Raw genomic sequence first — 18,648 nt, forward strand, 5'->3', positions numbered from 1 at the left:
ACATTAATACCCATTTGGATAAGCGACTGTTTATTATTTTCAATGGCTTATCTCAATCTGTATCCGCTAAAGATAACGTATTGAGGTGAATAAAAAAGCCCCCGAAGGGGCTTTTGTGGGTTTGATTGTAAACTTAGTGGTCTACTGCATCACCGGCACCAGCTGGAACGCGGACGTGCTCAACCAGATCTTTCACTTCTTGTGGTGTTTCAGCCGTTACTTTCGAAACTGCAAACGCTACAGCGAAGTTAAATACTGCACCAATCGCACCAAAGGCGTTTGGCTCAATACCTAGGAACCAGTTGCTGCCCCAGCTTTGTAGGTATTTCCAGTCAGCGACAAAGAGGATGCCTTTGTGCTGGAATACGTAGAACAACGTGATAGTAATACCTGCAATCATACCTGCAATCGCACCTTCCTTGTTGATGTTCTTACTGAAGATCCCCATCATCAAGGCTGGGAAGATGGAGGATGCCGCCAGACCAAAGGCCAGTGCTACCGTACCCGCGGCAAAGCCGGGTGGATTGAGTCCGAGGTAGCCTGCCACGGCAATGGCGACGGCCATGGAAATCCGGCTGGCGAGTAGCTCTTTCTTCTCCGAAATATTCGGATTAATGACCCCTTTGATTAAGTCATGAGATATGGCTGATGAAATCGCGAGTAGCAAGCCAGCTGCGGTTGAGAGTGCGGCAGCTAAGCCACCTGCAGCAACCAGTGCAATGACCCAGTTAGGCAGTTTTGCGATCTCTGGGTTCGCCAGCACCATGATGTCGCGGTCTACTCTTAGCTCGTTTGTTTCTGCATTTGAGGTGTATTGAATTGCACCATCGCCGTTTTTATCTTCAAAGCCAAGTAGGCCTGTTGTTTCCCAGTTCTTGAACCAATCAGGACGCTCATCATAGATAAGATGTTGCCCTGGTGCTGGGTTCACCGTATCCATTAGGTTTAGACGTGCCATCGCTGACACAGCTGGTGCTGTCGTATAAAGAATAGCGATGAATACTAATGCCCAACCTGCTGAGGTACGTGCATCACGCACTTTCGGCACGGTAAAGAAACGGATGATAACGTGAGGAAGACCCGCCGTACCAATCATCAGTGACATGGTGTACACGAACATGTTTAACGTATCGCCCCGAACCGCGGTGGTGTACTCAGTAAATCCGAGTTCGGTGACGACTTGATCGAGCCGATCAAGCAGATAAACATCACTGCCCGTCATAGTACTACCCAAGCCGATTTGTGGAATTGGGTTACCAGTAAGCTGAAGCGAGATAAATACTGCTGGAATAGTGTAAGCAAGAATGAGGACACAGTATTGCGCAATCTGGGTGTAAGTGATGCCTTTCATGCCGCCCATAACCGCGTAGATGAAGACGATACACATACCGATCAGAAGACCTGTCGAGTAATCCACTTCAAGGAAACGGCCGAATGCAACGCCGACACCTTTCATCTGTCCGATAACGTAAGTTACCGAGGCGATGATCAGACAAGCTACTGCTACAACCCGCGCCGCATTTGAGTAAAAGCGCTCACCCACGAATTCTGGTACGGTAAATTTACCAAACTTACGTAGGTAAGGAGCGAGCAATAGTGCCAGCAATACATAACCGCCAGTCCAACCCATAAGGAAGACACTACCACCGTATCCCATGAAGGCAATCAAGCCTGCCATTGAGATGAATGATGCTGCTGACATCCAGTCAGCTGCGGTTGCCATACCATTGGCGATAGGGTTGACGCCCCCACCAGCAACGTAGAATTCTTTGGTTGATCCCGCGCGGGCCCAAATAGCGATACCGATATACAAGATAAAGGTTGCGCCTACAACGAGATACGTAATCGTTTTCAAATCCATCTGACCAGCTCCTTACTCGTCTACATTAAATTCGCGGTCTAGTTGGCGCATTTTCCACGCGTAGTAGAAAATAATGCCTAAGAAGGTGTAGATAGAGCCTTGCTGAGCAAACCAGAAGCCCAGTTTATAGCCGCCAATTTGAATCTGGTTGAGGACATCTACGAATAAAATACCGCAGCCGAAAGATACGACAAACCAGATCACCATGAGGTTGATCATCAGTTTTACGTTCTTATCCCAGTAGGCCTTGGCTCGTTCCTGACTTTCAAACGCCATTGCCGTCTCCTTACGATGTTTGGTTGTTAATAAAATGTTTCAGAATTTACAATAGCAAGGTGTTGGCAAGAACTCTTTTCAACTTTAGTCGTGGCGTTAAAAACTAAAAGCGACCGAATATCGGACGCTTAGCGTTTTATGTAGAGAAAAGTGTGATGTTAATGGTGTGTTAAATTAGCCAAAGGTCTAACGTTTTAAGCACATATATTGTGCTTTTTCATCATAAGCGGTCAGTATTTGATTGACGGAGAATGAATAAAGGCCGCATTTGCGGCCTTTAAAATATGAAGCAAGGGTGGAGCTTACTGCTCAGGTTCCATTTGCTGCAGTAAGATGACCGCTTGAGTGCGATTCTTAACGCCAAGCTTACGGAAAATAGCTGTCATGTGCGCTTTGATGGTGGCTTCAGAGACATTTAACTCATAGGCAATTTGCTTATTGAGTAGGCCATCGGACAACATGCCCAATACTTTATATTGCTGCGGGGTTAATGCCGCCAGCTTATCGGCAAGTTCATTACATGCAGCGCTGTTGGTGATGGAGCCTTCAGGGAAGAAGGGTTCACCATTGAGTACCTGATTCAAGGCACTAACCAGCTCGCGCATATCACTGGATTTTGGAATAAAACCAAACGCACCATGGCTTTTAACTTGCGTGACTACCGCTGGCTCTTCGCTGGCAGAAACCACGACGATGGGCAAGTCAGGGTATTCGGCGCGTAGCTGAATTAGGCCAGACATGCCATTGGCACCCGGCATTTTTAAATCAAGCAGCAGCAGATCCGGCTCTTCTTCTTTAGCTAACAAGTTGAGCAAAGCTTCCAGTGAATCCGCTTCTAACAGGTTGGCACCACTAACCGCCATATGTACTGATTGAAACAGCGCATTGCGAAATAGGGGGTGGTCATCTGCAATAATGATGGTGTAACTCGAGTCCATGAAATCTACACTTTTAACAGATTGTTAAGATTAGTATTACCATTTGCTGATAAATACAACAACCGGTATCAAAAGATTATTAGTGGTTTCTTCACAAAATGTGAAAGAGCCGAGCATAACAATGTCGCTGAAATGCGCGGCTTATATCGTTCAGGTTGATTGGTTCTGGTTTACGAAAAAATTGGAGTGTCGTAGTGATAACCTTCGTCACTGTATGCGGTGACAATGGCGTCTGCCACTAAGCCTGATTCAGCTTGAACTTGGGTTTCGAAGAAGTGTTGGATCTGTTTACGTCGACCATGTGCAGCCCAACTGTCTGCGTCACTCCAGATTTCGTTAAAGACAATAGAATAATCAGTGCGCGTCGCACTAGGGTGGTCTATCTGACGTGTTAAGACGTATTGAATGCAGCCGTCTTCACGCACTGAGTCAGGCTCAAGTGCTTTTAGTATTTCAAATAATTGTTCTTCTTTATTTGGCTTCGCTTTAAACTGCGCCAATACATAGACTTTACGTGACATGGGAATCCTTTTCGTGTCGTTGTATATAAAAAAGCCGTACGTTACAGTACGGCTTCTTGCAGCTTAGCGACTTTTATTCGCTGAGAAAATGCTCAATATGGGAAAGGAAAGGCTTCGCTTCCATAAAGCCAGTGATGCGTGCTCCAGCAACGCGGTTGCCTTCTTTATCCCAAAACTCGATGGTTGGTAGACCCAGCACATTCATGTGTTGCAGTAGCGCGATGTCTTTAGCTTGGTTTTTCGTCACGTCAGCTTGCAGCAAGACAAAGTTTTGCAACTTAGCGGCGACATCTGGTTGGTGGAAGGTGTACTTTTCAAACTCTTTACACGCCACACACCAATCAGCATAAAAATCGAGCATGACGGGCTTGCCTGATTCTTTTGCTGCTTGCAGTTGCAGCTCTAAATCATCGACTGTATTAATTCGAATAAACTCAACCGACGTTTGTTGAGAATGCGTTTGTGGTCCAAACCAATAATTAATTATGGGTTGGGCAGAGACAAACAGACCGAGTACCGCAATGATCCCCACCGCACTTTGTTTCCAGCCACCAAATGGCAGATTGTTCTTGCTGTGATAGAGCCAACCGAAAGCTGCAATTCCGAGAGCTGACCATAGTCCAGTTGCCCAAACTTCAGGTAGGATGCGTTCAAGTAAGAAAATTGGAGCCGCGAGTAAGATGAAGCCAAACAGGGTTTTCACTTTGTCCATCCAACTGCCTGCTTTTGGTAGCAGTTTGTTGCCAAATACTGCGGCTAGCATCAAAGGAATGCCCATACCTATTGCCAGTGCATACAGAGCAACACCGCCGGTCAGTAAATCGCCACTTTGTGCGACGTAAAGCAGCGCACCTGAGAGTGGGGCAGTGGTACAAGGTGAACACACCAAGCCAGAGATCGCGCCCATGGCAAAAACACCTGCGGTATTGCCACCTTTTTGTTGGTTACTGAGGTTATTGAGCCAAGTCTGGACGCTGCTTGGTAGTTGCAGGGTGTATAAGCCAAACATCGAAGCCGCTAACGCCACAAACAGTACACTTAAGCCAATGAGAACGTATGGATGCTGCATAGCCGCTTGGAATTGTAGCCCAGCGGATGCCACCACTAAGCCTAGCAAGGTGTATGTTAACGCCATACCCTGCACATAAATAAAGGCAAGACCAAGCGCGCGGCGATGAGAGAGTTTACCGCTACCGAGCACAATGCTGGTTAAAATCGGGTACATCGGTAGTACGCAAGGCGTAAAGGCAAGGCCGATGCCTAAGGCCAAAAACATCAGCGGTGTCCACCAGTTATCCGCTAATTTTGAAGCTAGATTAGACTCTTGAGATTGGTTTGGTAACGAGCTGGTCGGTTGCTCTTTGGTTTGCTCAGCTTGTTGCGGTGCGCGAGTCTCTTCTCTAGCCGCTGCTGAAGGTTCGCCAATACTTTTTAGGTTGATGACTCTTACTTCAGGTGGGTAACAGAAGCCGGCTTTTGCACAGCCTTGATACTGAACAATGAGTTTACCTTCCTGATTAACTTGCTTTAGCGGCACTTCTACAAAAAGCGGTGTGGTGTAGATGTTTACATCACCGAAGAATTCATCATGGTAGGGTTCGCCATCTCGGTAATTGAAGTCACCCAGTACGGCGTTTTCAGCGCTAATGGCGATTTTATCTTGATACAGGTAGTACTCAGGGAGAATTTGCCAGTCGATAAAAATGTGTTCGCCTTTTTGATAAGCGTTAAATGAGAAAGCTTCGTCAACTGGAACAAACGTTTGAGTTTTTGGAGCGAAACTTGGCGTCGAGTTGTTGCCAAAAATCGCCATCGCTGGTGTTGAGAGCAGCGAGAAAAACAGAATTAGTAGTGAAGTTGCAGTGCGCATACCGTGATTACTTGAGTTTAGTTTTAGCCATATTAACTCAATCAGACAGGCATTGTGGTGAAGAAGTTTCAGCCAGAGAGAGATATTTATCAATCAGCGACTATGTGATGAAAAATCTGTGTTGCTGCTCACTCAGGAGAGGTACTGGCCTTTAGTGATGAAAAGGCCAGTATTTTGATTAAGCAACGCCAAGGCGCGTGCGAACAACACGTTCACAAGCATCTATGTTGCTGATGTCTTTAGGAATGATCAAAACGGTGTCGTTTCCGCCGACGGTGCCAAGGATTTCGGTGTGCGGGTCAATATCGACTAAGCGAGCGACCAGTTGCGCGCTACCGGGGTGGGTTTTTACCACGACCATCGCTTGGTTATGGGTGATGAATTCTATTTGAGAGGCGATGGAAGATTCTACGCGTACAGGGGCCGTTTCGACGGTAATACAGTAGACTTTTTTACCGCAGGCATTTTGCACTTTCACCACACCTAATTGAGACAGTAGGCGTGAAACGGTGGATTGGCTTATTCCTTCAAAACCAATATCAATGAGTGCTTCGCGAAGCTCGTTTTGAGTACAAAAACTTTGTTGTTGTAACAAGCGTTTGCAGGCAGCAGTTAGGGTCTTATCTTCAGCATGAATGGCTTCAGCTCGATGCAGAGTTTCACTCACGGGAACTCCTTACTAGTGACGTCTGGGTACATCTTCCCTGTTCAATCAAGCACTCCCAAAACCTTAGAGTGCACGTTCAGTTGACGAATAACCACTTCTCTGGTGGTTTTGTTCTGGATATGAGTTTATCACTAAAATTTGTGGGGTATTTTGAAAGGGATCACCAAATAATAATCCAGATTAATGGTTGTTATTTGGTTTATTATTCTGCAGTGAGTGCGTAACTATTTATAAGGTTGAATAAATATCCATGTTTATTCAAGAGGAAAGCGGGCCCTTGATAGGCCCGCCTGTTGTTAACGCGTTTCTGTCACGATTTCGCGTGAGAATACTTTTTCACAGTAGTGGCATTTGAGCTGAGTTTGCTGCTGTTTTTGAATGACTTTAAAGCGGCTTTCAACAGGCTCGCCGTGTGAAATACAGTTGCTGTTGGGACACTCAAAAATGCTGACAATCTGCTCAGGCAGACTTAATGTTAGCTTGTTGACCACCTTGTACTCTTCAATTTGATTGACCGTTGCGTTTGGCGCATAAAGTGCCAAGCGATTAGCTTGTTCTTCGGTTAAGTACAGGTTTTCGATTTTGATCAGATCTTTCGCGCCAAGTGCCGACGAAGGTAGATTCAAACCGATGGTAATCCGTTCGTTCGCTTTGTGCATTTTGAAGAGCTTGAGCACTTTAATCCCGATATTCGCAGGAATATGGTCAATCACTGAGCCGTTGCGGATCGCTTCTACCTGAAGTTGAGTTTCTTTCACCATGATGTCTCTCCTGCAATTAAATAGTTTCGTTCAGAACCAGTGCCAATAGGGCTTCACGCGCATACACGCCATTTTCGGCTTGTTCAAAGTAATAAGCGTGAGGGGTTTTATCGACATCGGTGGTGATTTCATCAACGCGTGGTAGTGGGTGCAGTACTTTTAGGTTTTCACGCGCTTCTTTAAGTGTTTCTGCGGTAAGAATGAAAGCCGATTTGATGTGGGCGTATTCCGATTCATCAAAGCGTTCTTTTTGTACACGCGTCATGTAAAGCACATCCAACTCAGGGACCACTTCTTCAATGTTGTTATGGGTGCTAAAGCGAATACCGGCTTCCTCAAGCTCTTCGCAAATGTACTCTGGCATCGCTAATGCTTCTGGGGCGATAAAGAAGAAACGCACGTTATTAAACTTAGCCAGCGCTTGGGTCAGTGAATGCACTGTACGGCCGTATTTCAGATCGCCGACGAAAGCGACGTTAAGGTTATCGAGCGTGCCTTGCGTTTCATAAATAGAAAATAGGTCGAGCAGGGTTTGAGTTGGGTGCTGGTTTGCACCATCTCCCCCATTCACTACAGGTACACCGTTTGAAAACTCAGAAGCCAGTCGCGCAGCCCCTTCTTGTGGGTGGCGCATGACAAATGCATCCACATAAGACGAGATAACTTGAACTGAGTCTGCCAGTGTTTCGCCTTTTTTAGCCAGCGAGGTGTTACCGCCATTATCAAAACCAATCACGGTTCCGCCGAGGCGCTGTACTGCGGTTTCAAACGACAAGCGGGTACGGGTCGATGGCTCGAAGAAACAGCTTGCCACCACTTTGTTTTTCAACAGTTCTGGATTGGGTTCTGCTTTTAGTTTTGCTGCGGTATCGACGATCAATTCCAGTTCGCTACGGCTAAGTTCGGGAATGGAAATGATGTGCTTATTGAATAATGAGTGCGCCATTGGTGTCTTCCTTTGCCTCGTGTCATACAAAATTTGGACAAAAAAAAGCCCCCTAACAATAGGAGGCTTGGATTTGGTCAACGGAGAAAAATAAAACAGCGACTGTGCCCGTTAGAGGGTGCAGTGCAAAGCAACAATGTGGTGCCGATGGCTGTTTCATTTCCATACTCCGTAGACAAATTGCGGAGGATTATACGGACAAAAAACGCCAACGCAAGCGTTTGCGAAAACTATCCAGAAAATGGATTTTTATGCGAAGTTTGCATAATTTAACCACTTTTTCTCGTGCGTTGTGGTGACTTGGTTGCGAAGGAAAATGGATTGGGTTGTGAGGAAATTACGTGAAAAAAAATGCGAGCTTTATTCAGAGCGAAGTTCTTTATTACGCTCATCATGCCACTCGCATTTCCCTGCAGAAATACTCTGAATAGCTGAAACGGTTGTGATCTTGAGAGGAAATACCGTTTCAGCGATGTTGAGTATCAATACCTAGTTGCTGATGTTAGTCACCTAGCGTTGCAACCATGATTGCTTTGATGGTATGCATGCGGTTTTCTGCTTCATCGAAGACGATAGAGTGTTCAGATTCGACCACTTCATCTGTCACTTCACAACCCTCTTTTAGCATTGGGTAATCTTGTGCTAGCTGTTTACCGACAGTGGTATCTTCGCCATGGAATGCTGGCAAGCAGTGCATGAATTTCACATTTGGGTTGCCTGTTGCTTTGATCATGTCCATGTTCACTTGGTATGGCAGCATGAGGTTGATACGCTCAGCCCAAGCTTCTTTCGCTTCACCCATAGATACCCATACATCAGTGTAGAGGTAGTCACAGCCTTGAACGCCTTCTTTCACATCATCTGTGAGGGTGATTTTCGCCCCTGTTTTTTCAGCGATTTCGCGGCACTGAGCAACTAGTGCTTCTTCAGGCCAGAACTGTTTTGGTGCCACTAGACGGATGTCCATGCCCATTTTCGCAGCGCCAACCATCAGTGAGTTACCCATGTTATTGCGTGCATCACCTAGGTAAGCAAACTTCATTTCGTGCAGTTGTTTGCCACGGCCGTGCTCCATCATAGTTAAGAAGTCAGCCAAGATTTGTGTTGGGTGGAATTCATCAGTTAAGCCATTCCATACTGGAACACCAGCGTAAGCGCCAAGCTCTTCTACGATTTCCTGACCAAAACCGCGGTATTCAATACCATCGTACATGCGACCTAAAACGCGCGCGGTGTCTTTCATTGATTCTTTATGGCCAATTTGAGAACCAGAAGGGCCTAAGTAAGAAACTTGGGCGCCTTGGTCAAAGGCCGCAACTTCGAAGGCACAACGAGTACGAGTTGATGTTTTCTCGAAGATCAGAGCAATGTTTTTCCCTTTTAGACGCGGTTGCTCATAGCCGTTGTATTTCGCTTTTTTCAACTCTGCAGAAAGATCCAAAAGGTGTTGGATTTCGCGAGGAGTAAAGTCTAATAGTTTTAGGAAGTTACGGTTGCGTAGGTTGAAAGCCATGATGTTTTCCTTCTGTTCAATGAGCGCTTTCCGTTCTTAGTTGCAGGGAAAGAGGTAAGAAAGCGCAGTAAATTTGGATGAAATAAATTAAGTTCAATTAATCGCGAGTAATGTTGGTGCCCGCGGTGCCTTGTAGAATGCGTAGGCCATCTTCGAGTGAGCCGATCCCCACCACTTTGCCGCCTTGCTTAATGAATTCGCAGGAGGCCTCAATTTTTGGTCCCATCGATCCCGCATCAAATTCGTATTTAGCGAGCTCACTTGGGTTGGTATTACGCAGCGCATGCTGTGTTGGTTTGCCCCAATCGAGGTACACCGCATCCGCATCCGTTAGGATAAGTAGCGCGTCCGCATCGAGCTGTTTGGCAAGGAAAGCAGCCGACATGTCTTTGTCGATCACCGCTTCTACGCCAACAAGCTTGCCATTTTCACGTTTTACTGGGATGCCACCGCCACCGGTACAAATCACTAGATGACCTTCATCGATCAATTTCGTGATGGCGTCATGTTCGATGATGCCAGTTGGCTGTGGGCTAGGTACCACGCGGCGGAAATGCTTGCCGTCAGGTTTGACCGTCCAGTGATATTTTTCAGCCATTTCACGAGCTTCGGCTTCTTCATAAATTGGACCGATTGGTTTGGTTGGGTCGGCAAACGCGGGATCGCTTGGGTCGACCGTCATTTGTGTCAACATGCAGGTCACGTTGATATTCGGCATTTGGTTTTTGAATTCTTGCATCAGCATGTAGCCGATCATGCCTTGTGTTTCACTGCCCAAAACATCGAGTGGGTATGGATTTACCTTTTTATATTCAAGGCCTTGAAGCGCAAGTAGACCAACTTGAGGGCCATTGCCGTGCACTAAGACGACGTTGTACTCCTGAGCAATGGCAGAAATGGTTTTGACAGCAATTTCAATATTGTGGCGTTGAACGTCTGCTTCCAACGGTTCCCCGCGACGAAGAAGAGCGTTACCACCAAGTGCTACGACGACAGTTTGCTTAGTCATGATCTGTTCTCTTTATCTTGTCTGGCCGGGTTGCCCCGGCCATAGGGTTATTGGTTAGATTCCGTCACGCTCGATTGGGCAGCTCATGCAGCGTGCGCCGCCGCGGCCACGACCGAGTTCATCACCTGGGATAGGTAGCACAGTGATGCCAGCTTTGTCGTATTTCTCGTTGGTGTACACGTTGCCTTCATAGCCGATCACCACACCCGGTCTCACGGTAAGCACGTTGTTTGCATCATTCCATTGCTCACGCTCGGCGTTGAAGTTGTCGCCTCCTGTGGTGATTAAGTTGAGCTTGTCGACGCCTAACGCTTTTTCAATTGCAGTGACGAAGTAGCCTTCTTCTTTCACATTGACCGCACCCGATTCATCGCCGGTTAAGCTCCAGCATTTCACGTCTTTGCGCACAACTTCTGGGTAAACAGAGAAGGTGTCTTCACGCATGTGAGTCATCACGGTATCAAGGTGCATGCAAGAGCGGTGTTTTGGTAGCTCCATTGCGATGACTTGTTTGGCTTGTCCATGTTTGAACAGGCCAGATGCTAGATGCTCAACGCCTTGTGCTGTAGTGCGCTCAGACATACCAATCAGTACCGTGCCACGGCCAATGACTAGTACGTCGCCGCCTTCGATAGTGGAGTTGTCGTAGTTGATGTGTTCATCGTCGCCAAAGTACTTAATGAAGTCTTGCCCTGCGAATGTTGGGTGCCAGCGATAAATGGCACGAACATGGTTGGTTTCGCGTTGACGTGCAGGTTTTGCCATTGGGTTGATGGAAACGCCGCCATACACCCAGCAAGAGGTATCACGAGTAAATAGATGGTTTGGTAGTGGCTCAATGATGAAGTCAGTTGGAGCATGAAGTCCTTGCATCATTGCTGAAGATTTCATTGGCATATCAGCATAAGACAAGCCACCAGTTAGAATTTTTGCTAATTCCAAGTTAGGTAGGTCACCTAGGTAGCAGCGTACGTCGTTAGCAAATGTTTTGCCTAAACGGTAGTCAGACACTTGTTGGCGAAGCAACCATTCTTTCGCTTCTGGAACGGCTAATGTGTCGGCCAGTAAATCGGTGAGTAGTAAAACTTCAACACCCTGATCGCGTAGGGTTTGTGTAAATACATCATGTTCTTTACCCGCACGCTCTACAGCCAGTACGTCATCAAACAGCAAATCGTGGCAGTTAGATGGTGTTAAGTGAGTGAGAGCGCGTCTCGGGCGGTGAACCAATACGCGACGTAATTGACCGATTTCAGAACCTACGTATAACTTACTCATGATCGTATCTCTCTTATATTTCAATTAGTCTTTTATTCAAAAACTAATAATTAATTTTGTAGGGGAAGAGGTGTGAATTAATTTATTCACTTATCTGTTCTGAAATTTATATTACGCCTGTTTGGGGAGGAATCTTAGAGGTCAATCACAGAACGTTTTTTCTTGTTAAATCCAGTAATGACGGGGCTTTTAACAATATCTATTCAAAAGAAAAGTTGGTTTTTTAACTGTAGATACTTACTTTGAAGGGAATTTTATTCATCCATTATTCGAACAATTCAGTTTGAGCAGTTAATCTATGAAAAAGTATTCCTTATTATTTTAAAAATAAAAGAGAGTTTTGGTTGTCTTTATGCACTAAATCTTCTTAGATATATTCATTTGAGGCGGATTTTAATTATCTTTTAACAAATATTTTATCTATAAAAACCACTTGGATCACACAGAGTATTGGCTATTTCCTTAATGAAATAATGTGATGTTTAATTAATTGCTCTCACTGTATTTCATCTCTATTTTTATTTGTTGTTTAGTTAGCCAGAAAAAGTCACTAAATATCCAATTATTTGGATAAACCAGCGCATAGTATAGGAATACTTATGACATCAATGCTGTGGGTACAGCGTGAGAAGCTTTTGGACACCTATGATCAAAAAGGGGGGAGTGTGGTAGAAAGACCACGGCATGATGGAGAATGAGATAGAAAAAAAGCCGCATAATGCGGCTTTTGAAGCAGGAGACGTGCGTATTAAAGAACCGCACCTAGGCTGAGTGCAATAATGCAGAATAGCAGTAGGATACCCAGCAGTGGTGCTACCCATTTGACGTAACGGACATAAGGAACCCGCGCGATGGCAAGGCCACCCATGACCACGGCGGATGTTGGCGTCACAAGGTTGACCAAACCAGAAGCGGATTGATACGCAGTGACGACAAGGTCGCGACCCACACCCGCGAAGTCAGCCAGTGGTGCCATGATAGGCATGGTTAGTACCGCTAAACCTGAGCTAGAAGGTACGAGGAAAGAGAGCAGCACTTCTAGGAAGAACATCACGTTAATGAAGATGACGGATGATAAGCCAGTGACCATCTGTTCAGCAGAGAACAAAATGGTGTCGGTGATCATACCGCGGTCCATGACCACCACAATACCACGAGCGATACCGATGATCAGCGCAACGCCAAGTAGGTCACGAGCTCCGTCGATAAAGCTGGTCGTAAACTCTTCTTCACTCATACGAGCGACCAAACCAATTAAAATTGTAGCGGCTAGGAACATGGCTGAGATTTCTGCCATCCACCATCCGGCTACGGATACACCGTAAATCATGACGGCAAAAGCCAAACCGAAGATGGTTAAGATAAGCTTACGGGTACCAGTGAACTCTAAGCTCTCGCCAGTTTGGTTACCAAGGAAGTGCGCTTTGTTCTCTTCGTATTTGTCGTACACAATGGATTTAGTTTGGTCTTCTCGCACCATGCGAGCATAGCGCATAACATAAGCCACACAGATCACCCAACCAATGACCAACACGGCCGCACGCAGTAGGATGCCATCTGTAAATGGAATGCCCGCAGCGTTCGCTGCAATTACCGTTGCAAATGGGTTGATGGTTGAACCAAGAGTACCAATACCAGCGCCAAGTAAAACCGTTGCTGCAGCAACCAGTGGGTCAAAGCGAGCCGCCATCATCACGGGCACCAAAAGGGTGTAGAAAGGCAGTGACTCTTCGGCCATCCCGTAGATGGTGCCCCCCGCGGCAAACAGTGCCATCAATATGGGGATCATCATTTCTTCGCGACCTTTGAGTCGGTCGGTAACACGCTCGATCCCGGCGTCAATCGCACCAGTTTTGGTTACTAAGCCAAGGAAACCACCGATAACCAAAATGAACAGCGACACGTCAATTGCAGCCGCTTCGTAAGTATTGTGATCATAGAAGCCATCAATTGGTGCAAGTAGCACATCAATGACACCTTGAGGGTTACCCTCAACGGCTTTATAGGTCCCGGTAATCGGAACTTCACGACCTAGATCTTCGTTCATTGCACGATCGTATTGACCAGCAGGAACGATCCAAGTCATCAGAGCGACGAGCGCAATGAGAATAAATAAAATGGTGTAGGCAGAAGGGAACTTGAAGTTGGCAAAGAAGCCGCCTTTTTTCTCTTCGGTAGGTACTGTTTGGGTTGTCATGGCTATCTCCTTACTTCTATTCATTTTGTTATCAATAGAAGTGAATCAGCGACTCATTGAATTGTTATAAAAATATTTAGGTTAAAATCAATAACCTTAAATCATTAATTTATTGGACTTTAAATAATTCGGCCTTGATAGAATATTGGCTTACTGAAGGTATTGTATTCATTGAAGGTCAGTTTAAATCTGGCTGCGTTCACAAAATAAAAGACTAATATTAAGCAACAATAAAGGTGTGGTTAATTCATCGGGGTAATTCTTTATAGAAAAGGGATTAATATGCTGTTGTCTTTCATGTCGGAATGGGCAAGGAAACTAGCCATTATTGAATATGGATAATAGATATGGAATTTTATTCAGTTATTTGATTTTTTTTATTTCTCTATTTTTTGGCGACTCTTTTGATAAAAATCAAAATTAGAATGTGATCATGGTTTTTTTATTGGCTTCAAAATAAAACAGGAGCCGAAGCTCCTGTTGAAAATATACGCAACTTAATGAATTTGCTTAAATAAACAAACCACCAAATACAAACCCTAACGCAACTGAAGATGCGATAGTCGCGACACCCGGAATAAAGAATGGGTGGTTGAAGACATACTTACCAATGCGGGTGGAACCCGTGTCATCCATTTCAACCGCTGCAAGCAGGGTTGGGTAGGTTGGTAATACAAACAGGGCACTTACCGCCGCAAAAGAAGCCACTGCGGTTAGCGGTGCGACACCAATAGCCAATGCTGCAGGCATTAATGCCACCGTTGTTGCGCCTTGAGAGTAAAGCAGCATGGAAGCGAAGAATAGAACAAGCGCAAGCATCCATGGATAATCTGCGAGTAGTTCGCCTGCCACTTCTTTGATGCCATCTACGTGAGCATTCACAAATGTTGAACCTAACCAAGCAACACCCAGTACGCAAACACATGCTGTCATACCTGAACGGAACGTCGCTGCACTTGGAATTTTAGATGCGTCTACCTTAGTGATCAGTACGATCGCAGCGGCAGCAGCAAGCATAAAGGTCATGATGGCTTCGTTACGGCCAAGTGCTGGGTTGTCGATAAGGCCAATTGAGTTAGAAATCGCTGCTGCATAGCAGACTACAAAACCGATCGCAGCAAGGAAGATATAGGTTGCTGTTTTTGCTGTCGGTAGGATTTCACGCTGCTTTTCTGTCGCTAGCTTGATAAGGCCTTTTTCCAAACGTTCTTGATAAACGGGATCATCTTTCAGTTCACTGCCCATGAAGTTCGCTACAAATGCGCCAATCATACAAGCAATAAACGTGGTTGGGATGCAAACTGCAAGCAGTGTTAGATAGTCGACTCCTTTAGGAGCGAGCATGGCTGCGAATGCAACTACTGCTGCCGAAATGGGTGAAGCGGTGATAGCAATTTGAGAGGCCACCACAGCAATTGACAGCGGACGCGAAGGGCGGACACCTTGACCTTTTGCAACCTCTGCAATAACAGGCAGAGTTGAAAAAGCCGTATGACCCGTACCTGCCATTAATGTCATTAGGAAAGTCACGATAGGTGCGTAGAAGGTGATGCGTTCTGGGTGTTTACGCAAAAAGTTTTCCGCAACCTGGACCATCCAATCAAGACCACCTGCAACCTGCATCGCTGCAATGGCGGTGATCACCGACATGATGATGAGAATGACGTCTACCGGAATAAAGGCTTGGCTGGTTGGGACGCCTAAAATGAGTGAGAGGGCAATCACACCCGCACCACCGGCTAAACCAATACCAATACCACCAATTCTGGCTCCCAAATAGATAAAGAGCAGAACGACAAAGAGTTCGACCACTACCATAGTGTTACCTCGTACAATTTTATAATGATTCTGATTATGTCAGTGCTCAGATGAGCCAGTGGCGAAATGAACACTCAGATAATTAGGATCAGAAAGGGCAAAGGTCGTTACCGGATAGGTGACCAAAAAAGGGCCCGTTGGGCCCTTTCCATTTCGTCTTATTCGTAACGTTTTGCTTTATATTTTGGATGCATAAAGTTTTCAACGTTTAGAATGTCGTCCAGTTCTTCGTTTGTAAGTAGACCACGCTCTAGTACCACTTCACGTACGCTCTTACCTGTTTCCGCACAAATCTTACCAACGATGTCACCTTCGTGGTGGCCGATGTATGGGTTTAGGTAAGTCACGATACCTATAGAGTTGTATACGTAACCTTCACAGATTTCTTTGTTCACTGTGATGCCATCGATACACTTGTCACGTAGGTTAACGCAAGCGTTAGACAGAATAGATAGTGACTCAAACATGCTTTGCGCAATGACTGGTTCCATTACGTTCAACTGTAGCTGACCGCCTTCTGCTGCAAATGAAACCGTGTTGTCGTTACCCAGTACTTTGAAACACACTTGGTTGACGACTTCAGGAACGACAGGGTTTACTTTTGCTGGCATGATAGACGAACCCGCTTGAAGCTCAGGTAGGTTCAGTTCGTTCAGGCCAGAACGAGGGCCAGAAGAAAGCAGGCGAAGGTCATTACAGATCTTAGATAGTTTCACAGCCAGACGTTTTAGTGCACCGTGTGTCATTACGTATGCGCCACAGTCAGACGTAGCTTCGATCAAATCTTCAGCTGGAACCACTTCTAGGCCAGTTACCTCTGCAAGGTGTTTTACTGCTAGACCTTGGTAGCCTTCCGGTGCATTCAGACCAGTACCGATTGCTGTTGCGCCTAAGTTGATTTCAAGTAGCAGTTTAGAGGTGTATTCCAATGCACGAATTTCTTCGTTTAGCGTTACTGCCCATGCGTGGAATTCTTGACCTACTGTCATTGGTACCGCGTCTTGTAGCTGAGTACGGCCCATTTTCAGTACATCTTTAAACTCTTGGCTTTTCAGTTCGAAAGCACCTTTTAGGTACTCAATCGCTTCAATCAGTTTGTGTACGCTGTTGTATACGGCGATACGGAAACCGGTTGGGTAAGCACAGTTTGTTGATTGGCTCTTGTTGACGTGATCGTTCGGGTTTACGAACTGGTATTGGCCTTTCTCTTTGCCCATCAGCTCCAATGCAACGTTTGCGATCACTTCGTTAGTGTTCATGTTAACCGAAGTACCTGCACCGCCTTGGAATACGTCTGAAGGGAATTGGTCCATGCATTTACCCGTTTCAAGGATAAGATCACACGCTTCGAGAATATAATTCGCAACATCTTTAGGAATTGCACCCAGCTCTTTGTTTGCCAGTGCTGCGGCTTTCTTAGTCATTACCATGCCACGCACGAATTCAGGTACGTCAGAGATGGTTACATTAGAGATGTTGAAGTTTTCAATCGCGCGGAGAGTGTGAATGCCGTAATACGCATCAGCGGGTACGTGACGCTCGCCCAGTAAGTCTTCTTCAATACGAGTTGCTTGATTTGCTGCTTTAGGAGCATCAGTTAGGGTAGCCATACAGGATCCTTAGACAATTATTCTGATAATAAAGTATTTAACTAGCCATTCTGCAGTGTAAGAATCCATTCGTCAGAATTATAGGCTGTATAATCCGTCCTGACTTATACGGCTCATGATACTGTTCTAGACGCATAAAAATAGTAAGTAGATCACCTTTTTTGCTTTTATTTTCTTAATAATTGCAAAGTATGAACAGAGTGTGAACAGCAGGTTGTGTAAGGGCTACAAAGATTTTTACATGATGAGAATTGAAGCGGACATGGGCTTGCGCTTACACTGTTGTTAACAAAGGAGGGGCCAGTGTTTCCTATCTTACTTTTAGCGTTTATTTTTGTGCCGATCATTGAGATTGGTCTGTTCATCTCTGTCGGTGGCGTTCTCGGTTTATGGCCGACGATTGCACTGGTACTCATTACCGCATTTGTTGGGGCGTCATTGGTTCGTAGCCAAGGTATTCAAACATTAATGACGGTGCAATCACGTTTGCAGCAAGGTGAAATGCCTGCACAGCAGATTTTCGAAGGGGTGATGTTGGCCGTTGCCGGGGTACTGCTTTTGACTCCAGGCTTTATGACTGATGCACTCGGTATGCTCGTACTGTTGCCAGCTCCACGTGCCGTCATTGCAAAATACTTGATGAGTAAAATGGTGGTGAAGTCTGTTGGTGGTGGTTTTCAAGGGGGATTTGGTTCAAGCCCGTTTGAGCAAGACCCATTTCATCGTGACCCTTATGACACCAAACATGACGGTCAGACGTTCGAAGGCGAGTATGAGCGCAAAGAAGATGATGAGAATCACCGTTTGAAGTGATTGGACAATAGAATCTAAAAAAGGCGCACTAAGCGCCTTTTTTGATCCGAGAGAGTTCGTTACTGAGCTCCGTCAAATCCCATTTGTCGCCATGCTTCAAAAGCGATGATGGCCACAGCATTAGAAAGGTTCAGGCTGCGTGCTTCTGGCATCATAGGGATACGAATACGCTGCTCCATGGGTAAGCTTTCGATCACTTCCATCGGTAGGCCGCGTGTTTCTGGACCAAACAACAGCACATCTCCTTGTTGATACTGCGCATCAACATGATGACCGGTTGTTTTGGTGGTACAAGCAAAAATACGAGACTCACCTTCACGCTCAGCTAAGTAGTCGAGAAATGCCTGATAGTTTTTATGACGCGTTACACGAGCCAAATCATGGTAGTCCAATCCGGCGCGACGCACTTTCTTCTCTTCCAAATCAAACCCCAATGGTTCGATAAGGTGTAGATTCGCACCACAGTTGGCACAAAGACGGATAATGTTACCCGTATTCGGGGCAATTTCCGGTTCATAAAGAGCGATATCAAACATACTGAAACTAAATCGTTGTGATTGGGACAGGGAG

General features: G+C 45.7%; 16 protein-coding genes. 1 reads left to right on the top strand and 15 read right to left on the bottom strand.

The genetic code is table 11. The features are described from left to right. Positions 1 to 133: 133 nt before the first annotated feature. The 14 genes from ACQEXS_RS18980 to aspA all read right to left on the bottom strand — a co-directional run bounded on the left by ACQEXS_RS18980 (position 134) and on the right by aspA (position 17,265). Complete coding sequence (locus tag ACQEXS_RS18980) at positions 134 to 1,861, bottom strand: sodium:solute symporter family protein (protein ID WP_427014854.1); 1,728 nt, start codon at positions 1,859 to 1,861, stop codon at positions 134 to 136. Positions 1,862 to 1,873: 12 nt separating this feature from the next. After that, entirely contained in the window at positions 1,874 to 2,137 is a 264-nt protein-coding gene (locus ACQEXS_RS18985; RefSeq protein ID WP_367987488.1) for a DUF4212 domain-containing protein, read from the bottom strand. 302 nt (positions 2,138 to 2,439) lie between these two features. Next, positions 2,440 to 3,075, bottom strand: coding sequence for a response regulator (locus ACQEXS_RS18990; protein ID WP_367987487.1), 636 nt, complete (start codon positions 3,073 to 3,075; stop codon positions 2,440 to 2,442). Between the two features lie 170 nt (positions 3,076 to 3,245). Continuing rightward, on the bottom strand, positions 3,246 to 3,596 hold the full coding sequence (locus tag ACQEXS_RS18995) for a putative quinol monooxygenase (protein WP_367987486.1): 351 nt from the start codon (positions 3,594 to 3,596) through the stop codon (positions 3,246 to 3,248). 73 nt (positions 3,597 to 3,669) lie between these two features. Beyond that, a complete protein-coding gene (locus tag ACQEXS_RS19000; RefSeq protein WP_427014855.1) occupies positions 3,670 to 5,466 on the bottom strand; it encodes a protein-disulfide reductase DsbD in 1,797 nt (598 codons plus the stop codon). Between the two features lie 178 nt (positions 5,467 to 5,644). Beyond that, positions 5,645 to 6,133, bottom strand: coding sequence for an arginine repressor (locus ACQEXS_RS19005; RefSeq protein ID WP_367987484.1), 489 nt, complete (start codon positions 6,131 to 6,133; stop codon positions 5,645 to 5,647). A gap of 296 nt (positions 6,134 to 6,429) precedes the next feature. After that, positions 6,430 to 6,894 carry an aspartate carbamoyltransferase regulatory subunit gene (pyrI, locus tag ACQEXS_RS19010; RefSeq protein ID WP_367987483.1) on the bottom strand — a complete coding sequence of 155 codons (465 nt, stop codon included), beginning with the start codon at positions 6,892 to 6,894 and terminating at the stop codon, positions 6,430 to 6,432. 16 nt (positions 6,895 to 6,910) lie between these two features. Beyond that, on the bottom strand, positions 6,911 to 7,840 hold the full coding sequence (gene pyrB, locus ACQEXS_RS19015; protein WP_427014856.1) for an aspartate carbamoyltransferase: 930 nt from the start codon (positions 7,838 to 7,840) through the stop codon (positions 6,911 to 6,913). A gap of 502 nt (positions 7,841 to 8,342) precedes the next feature. Continuing rightward, a complete protein-coding gene (locus tag ACQEXS_RS19020; protein ID WP_427011825.1) occupies positions 8,343 to 9,353 on the bottom strand; it encodes an ornithine carbamoyltransferase in 1,011 nt (336 codons plus the stop codon). Positions 9,354 to 9,450: 97 nt separating this feature from the next. Continuing rightward, entirely contained in the window at positions 9,451 to 10,362 is a 912-nt protein-coding gene (gene arcC / locus ACQEXS_RS19025; RefSeq protein WP_427011826.1) for a carbamate kinase, read from the bottom strand. Positions 10,363 to 10,416: 54 nt separating this feature from the next. Beyond that, positions 10,417 to 11,640: an arginine deiminase gene (gene arcA / locus ACQEXS_RS19030; protein WP_367987479.1), complete on the bottom strand. Its 1,224-nt coding sequence runs from the start codon at positions 11,638 to 11,640 to the stop codon at positions 10,417 to 10,419. Positions 11,641 to 12,388: 748 nt separating this feature from the next. Next, entirely contained in the window at positions 12,389 to 13,837 is a 1,449-nt protein-coding gene (locus tag ACQEXS_RS19035; RefSeq protein WP_367987478.1) for a YfcC family protein, read from the bottom strand. Positions 13,838 to 14,347: 510 nt separating this feature from the next. Then, entirely contained in the window at positions 14,348 to 15,655 is a 1,308-nt protein-coding gene (locus ACQEXS_RS19040) for an anaerobic C4-dicarboxylate transporter (protein ID WP_367987477.1), read from the bottom strand. A gap of 158 nt (positions 15,656 to 15,813) precedes the next feature. Further along, positions 15,814 to 17,265, bottom strand: coding sequence for an aspartate ammonia-lyase (gene aspA, locus ACQEXS_RS19045; RefSeq protein WP_427014857.1), 1,452 nt, complete (start codon positions 17,263 to 17,265; stop codon positions 15,814 to 15,816). Between the two features lie 303 nt (positions 17,266 to 17,568). Between aspA and ACQEXS_RS19050 the strand changes: the two genes are divergently transcribed. After that, complete coding sequence (locus ACQEXS_RS19050) at positions 17,569 to 18,078, top strand: FxsA family protein (RefSeq protein ID WP_367987475.1); 510 nt, start codon at positions 17,569 to 17,571, stop codon at positions 18,076 to 18,078. Between the two features lie 59 nt (positions 18,079 to 18,137). Here ACQEXS_RS19050 and trmL read toward each other — a convergent pair whose 3' ends face one another. Continuing rightward, positions 18,138 to 18,614, bottom strand: coding sequence for a tRNA (uridine(34)/cytosine(34)/5-carboxymethylaminomethyluridine(34)-2'-O)-methyltransferase TrmL (gene trmL / locus ACQEXS_RS19055; protein ID WP_367987474.1), 477 nt, complete (start codon positions 18,612 to 18,614; stop codon positions 18,138 to 18,140). Between the last annotated feature and the right edge of the window lie 34 nt (positions 18,615 to 18,648).

The organism is Vibrio sp. TRT 17S01 (assembly GCF_050113695.1).
In the GTDB taxonomy this organism is placed as follows: Bacteria; Pseudomonadota; Gammaproteobacteria; order Enterobacterales; family Vibrionaceae; genus Vibrio.

Bases quoted from the DNA above. Each gene is read 5' to 3' on its own strand.
- ACQEXS_RS18980 (WP_427014854.1), bottom strand. From the start codon at position 1,861: ATGGATTTGAAAACGATTACGTATCTCGTTGTAGGCGCAACCTTTATC.
- ACQEXS_RS18985 (WP_367987488.1), bottom strand. From the start codon at position 2,137: ATGGCGTTTGAAAGTCAGGAACGAGCCAAGGCCTACTGGGATAAGAAC.
- ACQEXS_RS18990 (WP_367987487.1), bottom strand. From the start codon at position 3,075: ATGGACTCGAGTTACACCATCATTATTGCAGATGACCACCCCCTATTT.
- ACQEXS_RS18995 (WP_367987486.1), bottom strand. From the start codon at position 3,596: ATGTCACGTAAAGTCTATGTATTGGCGCAGTTTAAAGCGAAGCCAAAT.
- ACQEXS_RS19000 (WP_427014855.1), bottom strand. From the start codon at position 5,466: ATGCGCACTGCAACTTCACTACTAATTCTGTTTTTCTCGCTGCTCTCA.
- pyrI (WP_367987483.1), bottom strand. From the start codon at position 6,894: ATGGTGAAAGAAACTCAACTTCAGGTAGAAGCGATCCGCAACGGCTCA.
- pyrB (WP_427014856.1), bottom strand. From the start codon at position 7,840: ATGGCGCACTCATTATTCAATAAGCACATCATTTCCATTCCCGAACTT.
- ACQEXS_RS19020 (WP_427011825.1), bottom strand. From the start codon at position 9,353: ATGGCTTTCAACCTACGCAACCGTAACTTCCTAAAACTATTAGACTTT.
- arcC (WP_427011826.1), bottom strand. From the start codon at position 10,362: ATGACTAAGCAAACTGTCGTCGTAGCACTTGGTGGTAACGCTCTTCTT.
- arcA (WP_367987479.1), bottom strand. From the start codon at position 11,640: ATGAGTAAGTTATACGTAGGTTCTGAAATCGGTCAATTACGTCGCGTA.
- ACQEXS_RS19035 (WP_367987478.1), bottom strand. From the start codon at position 13,837: ATGACAACCCAAACAGTACCTACCGAAGAGAAAAAAGGCGGCTTCTTT.
- ACQEXS_RS19040 (WP_367987477.1), bottom strand. From the start codon at position 15,655: ATGGTAGTGGTCGAACTCTTTGTCGTTCTGCTCTTTATCTATTTGGGA.
- aspA (WP_427014857.1), bottom strand. From the start codon at position 17,265: ATGGCTACCCTAACTGATGCTCCTAAAGCAGCAAATCAAGCAACTCGT.
- trmL (WP_367987474.1), bottom strand. From the start codon at position 18,614: ATGTTTGATATCGCTCTTTATGAACCGGAAATTGCCCCGAATACGGGT.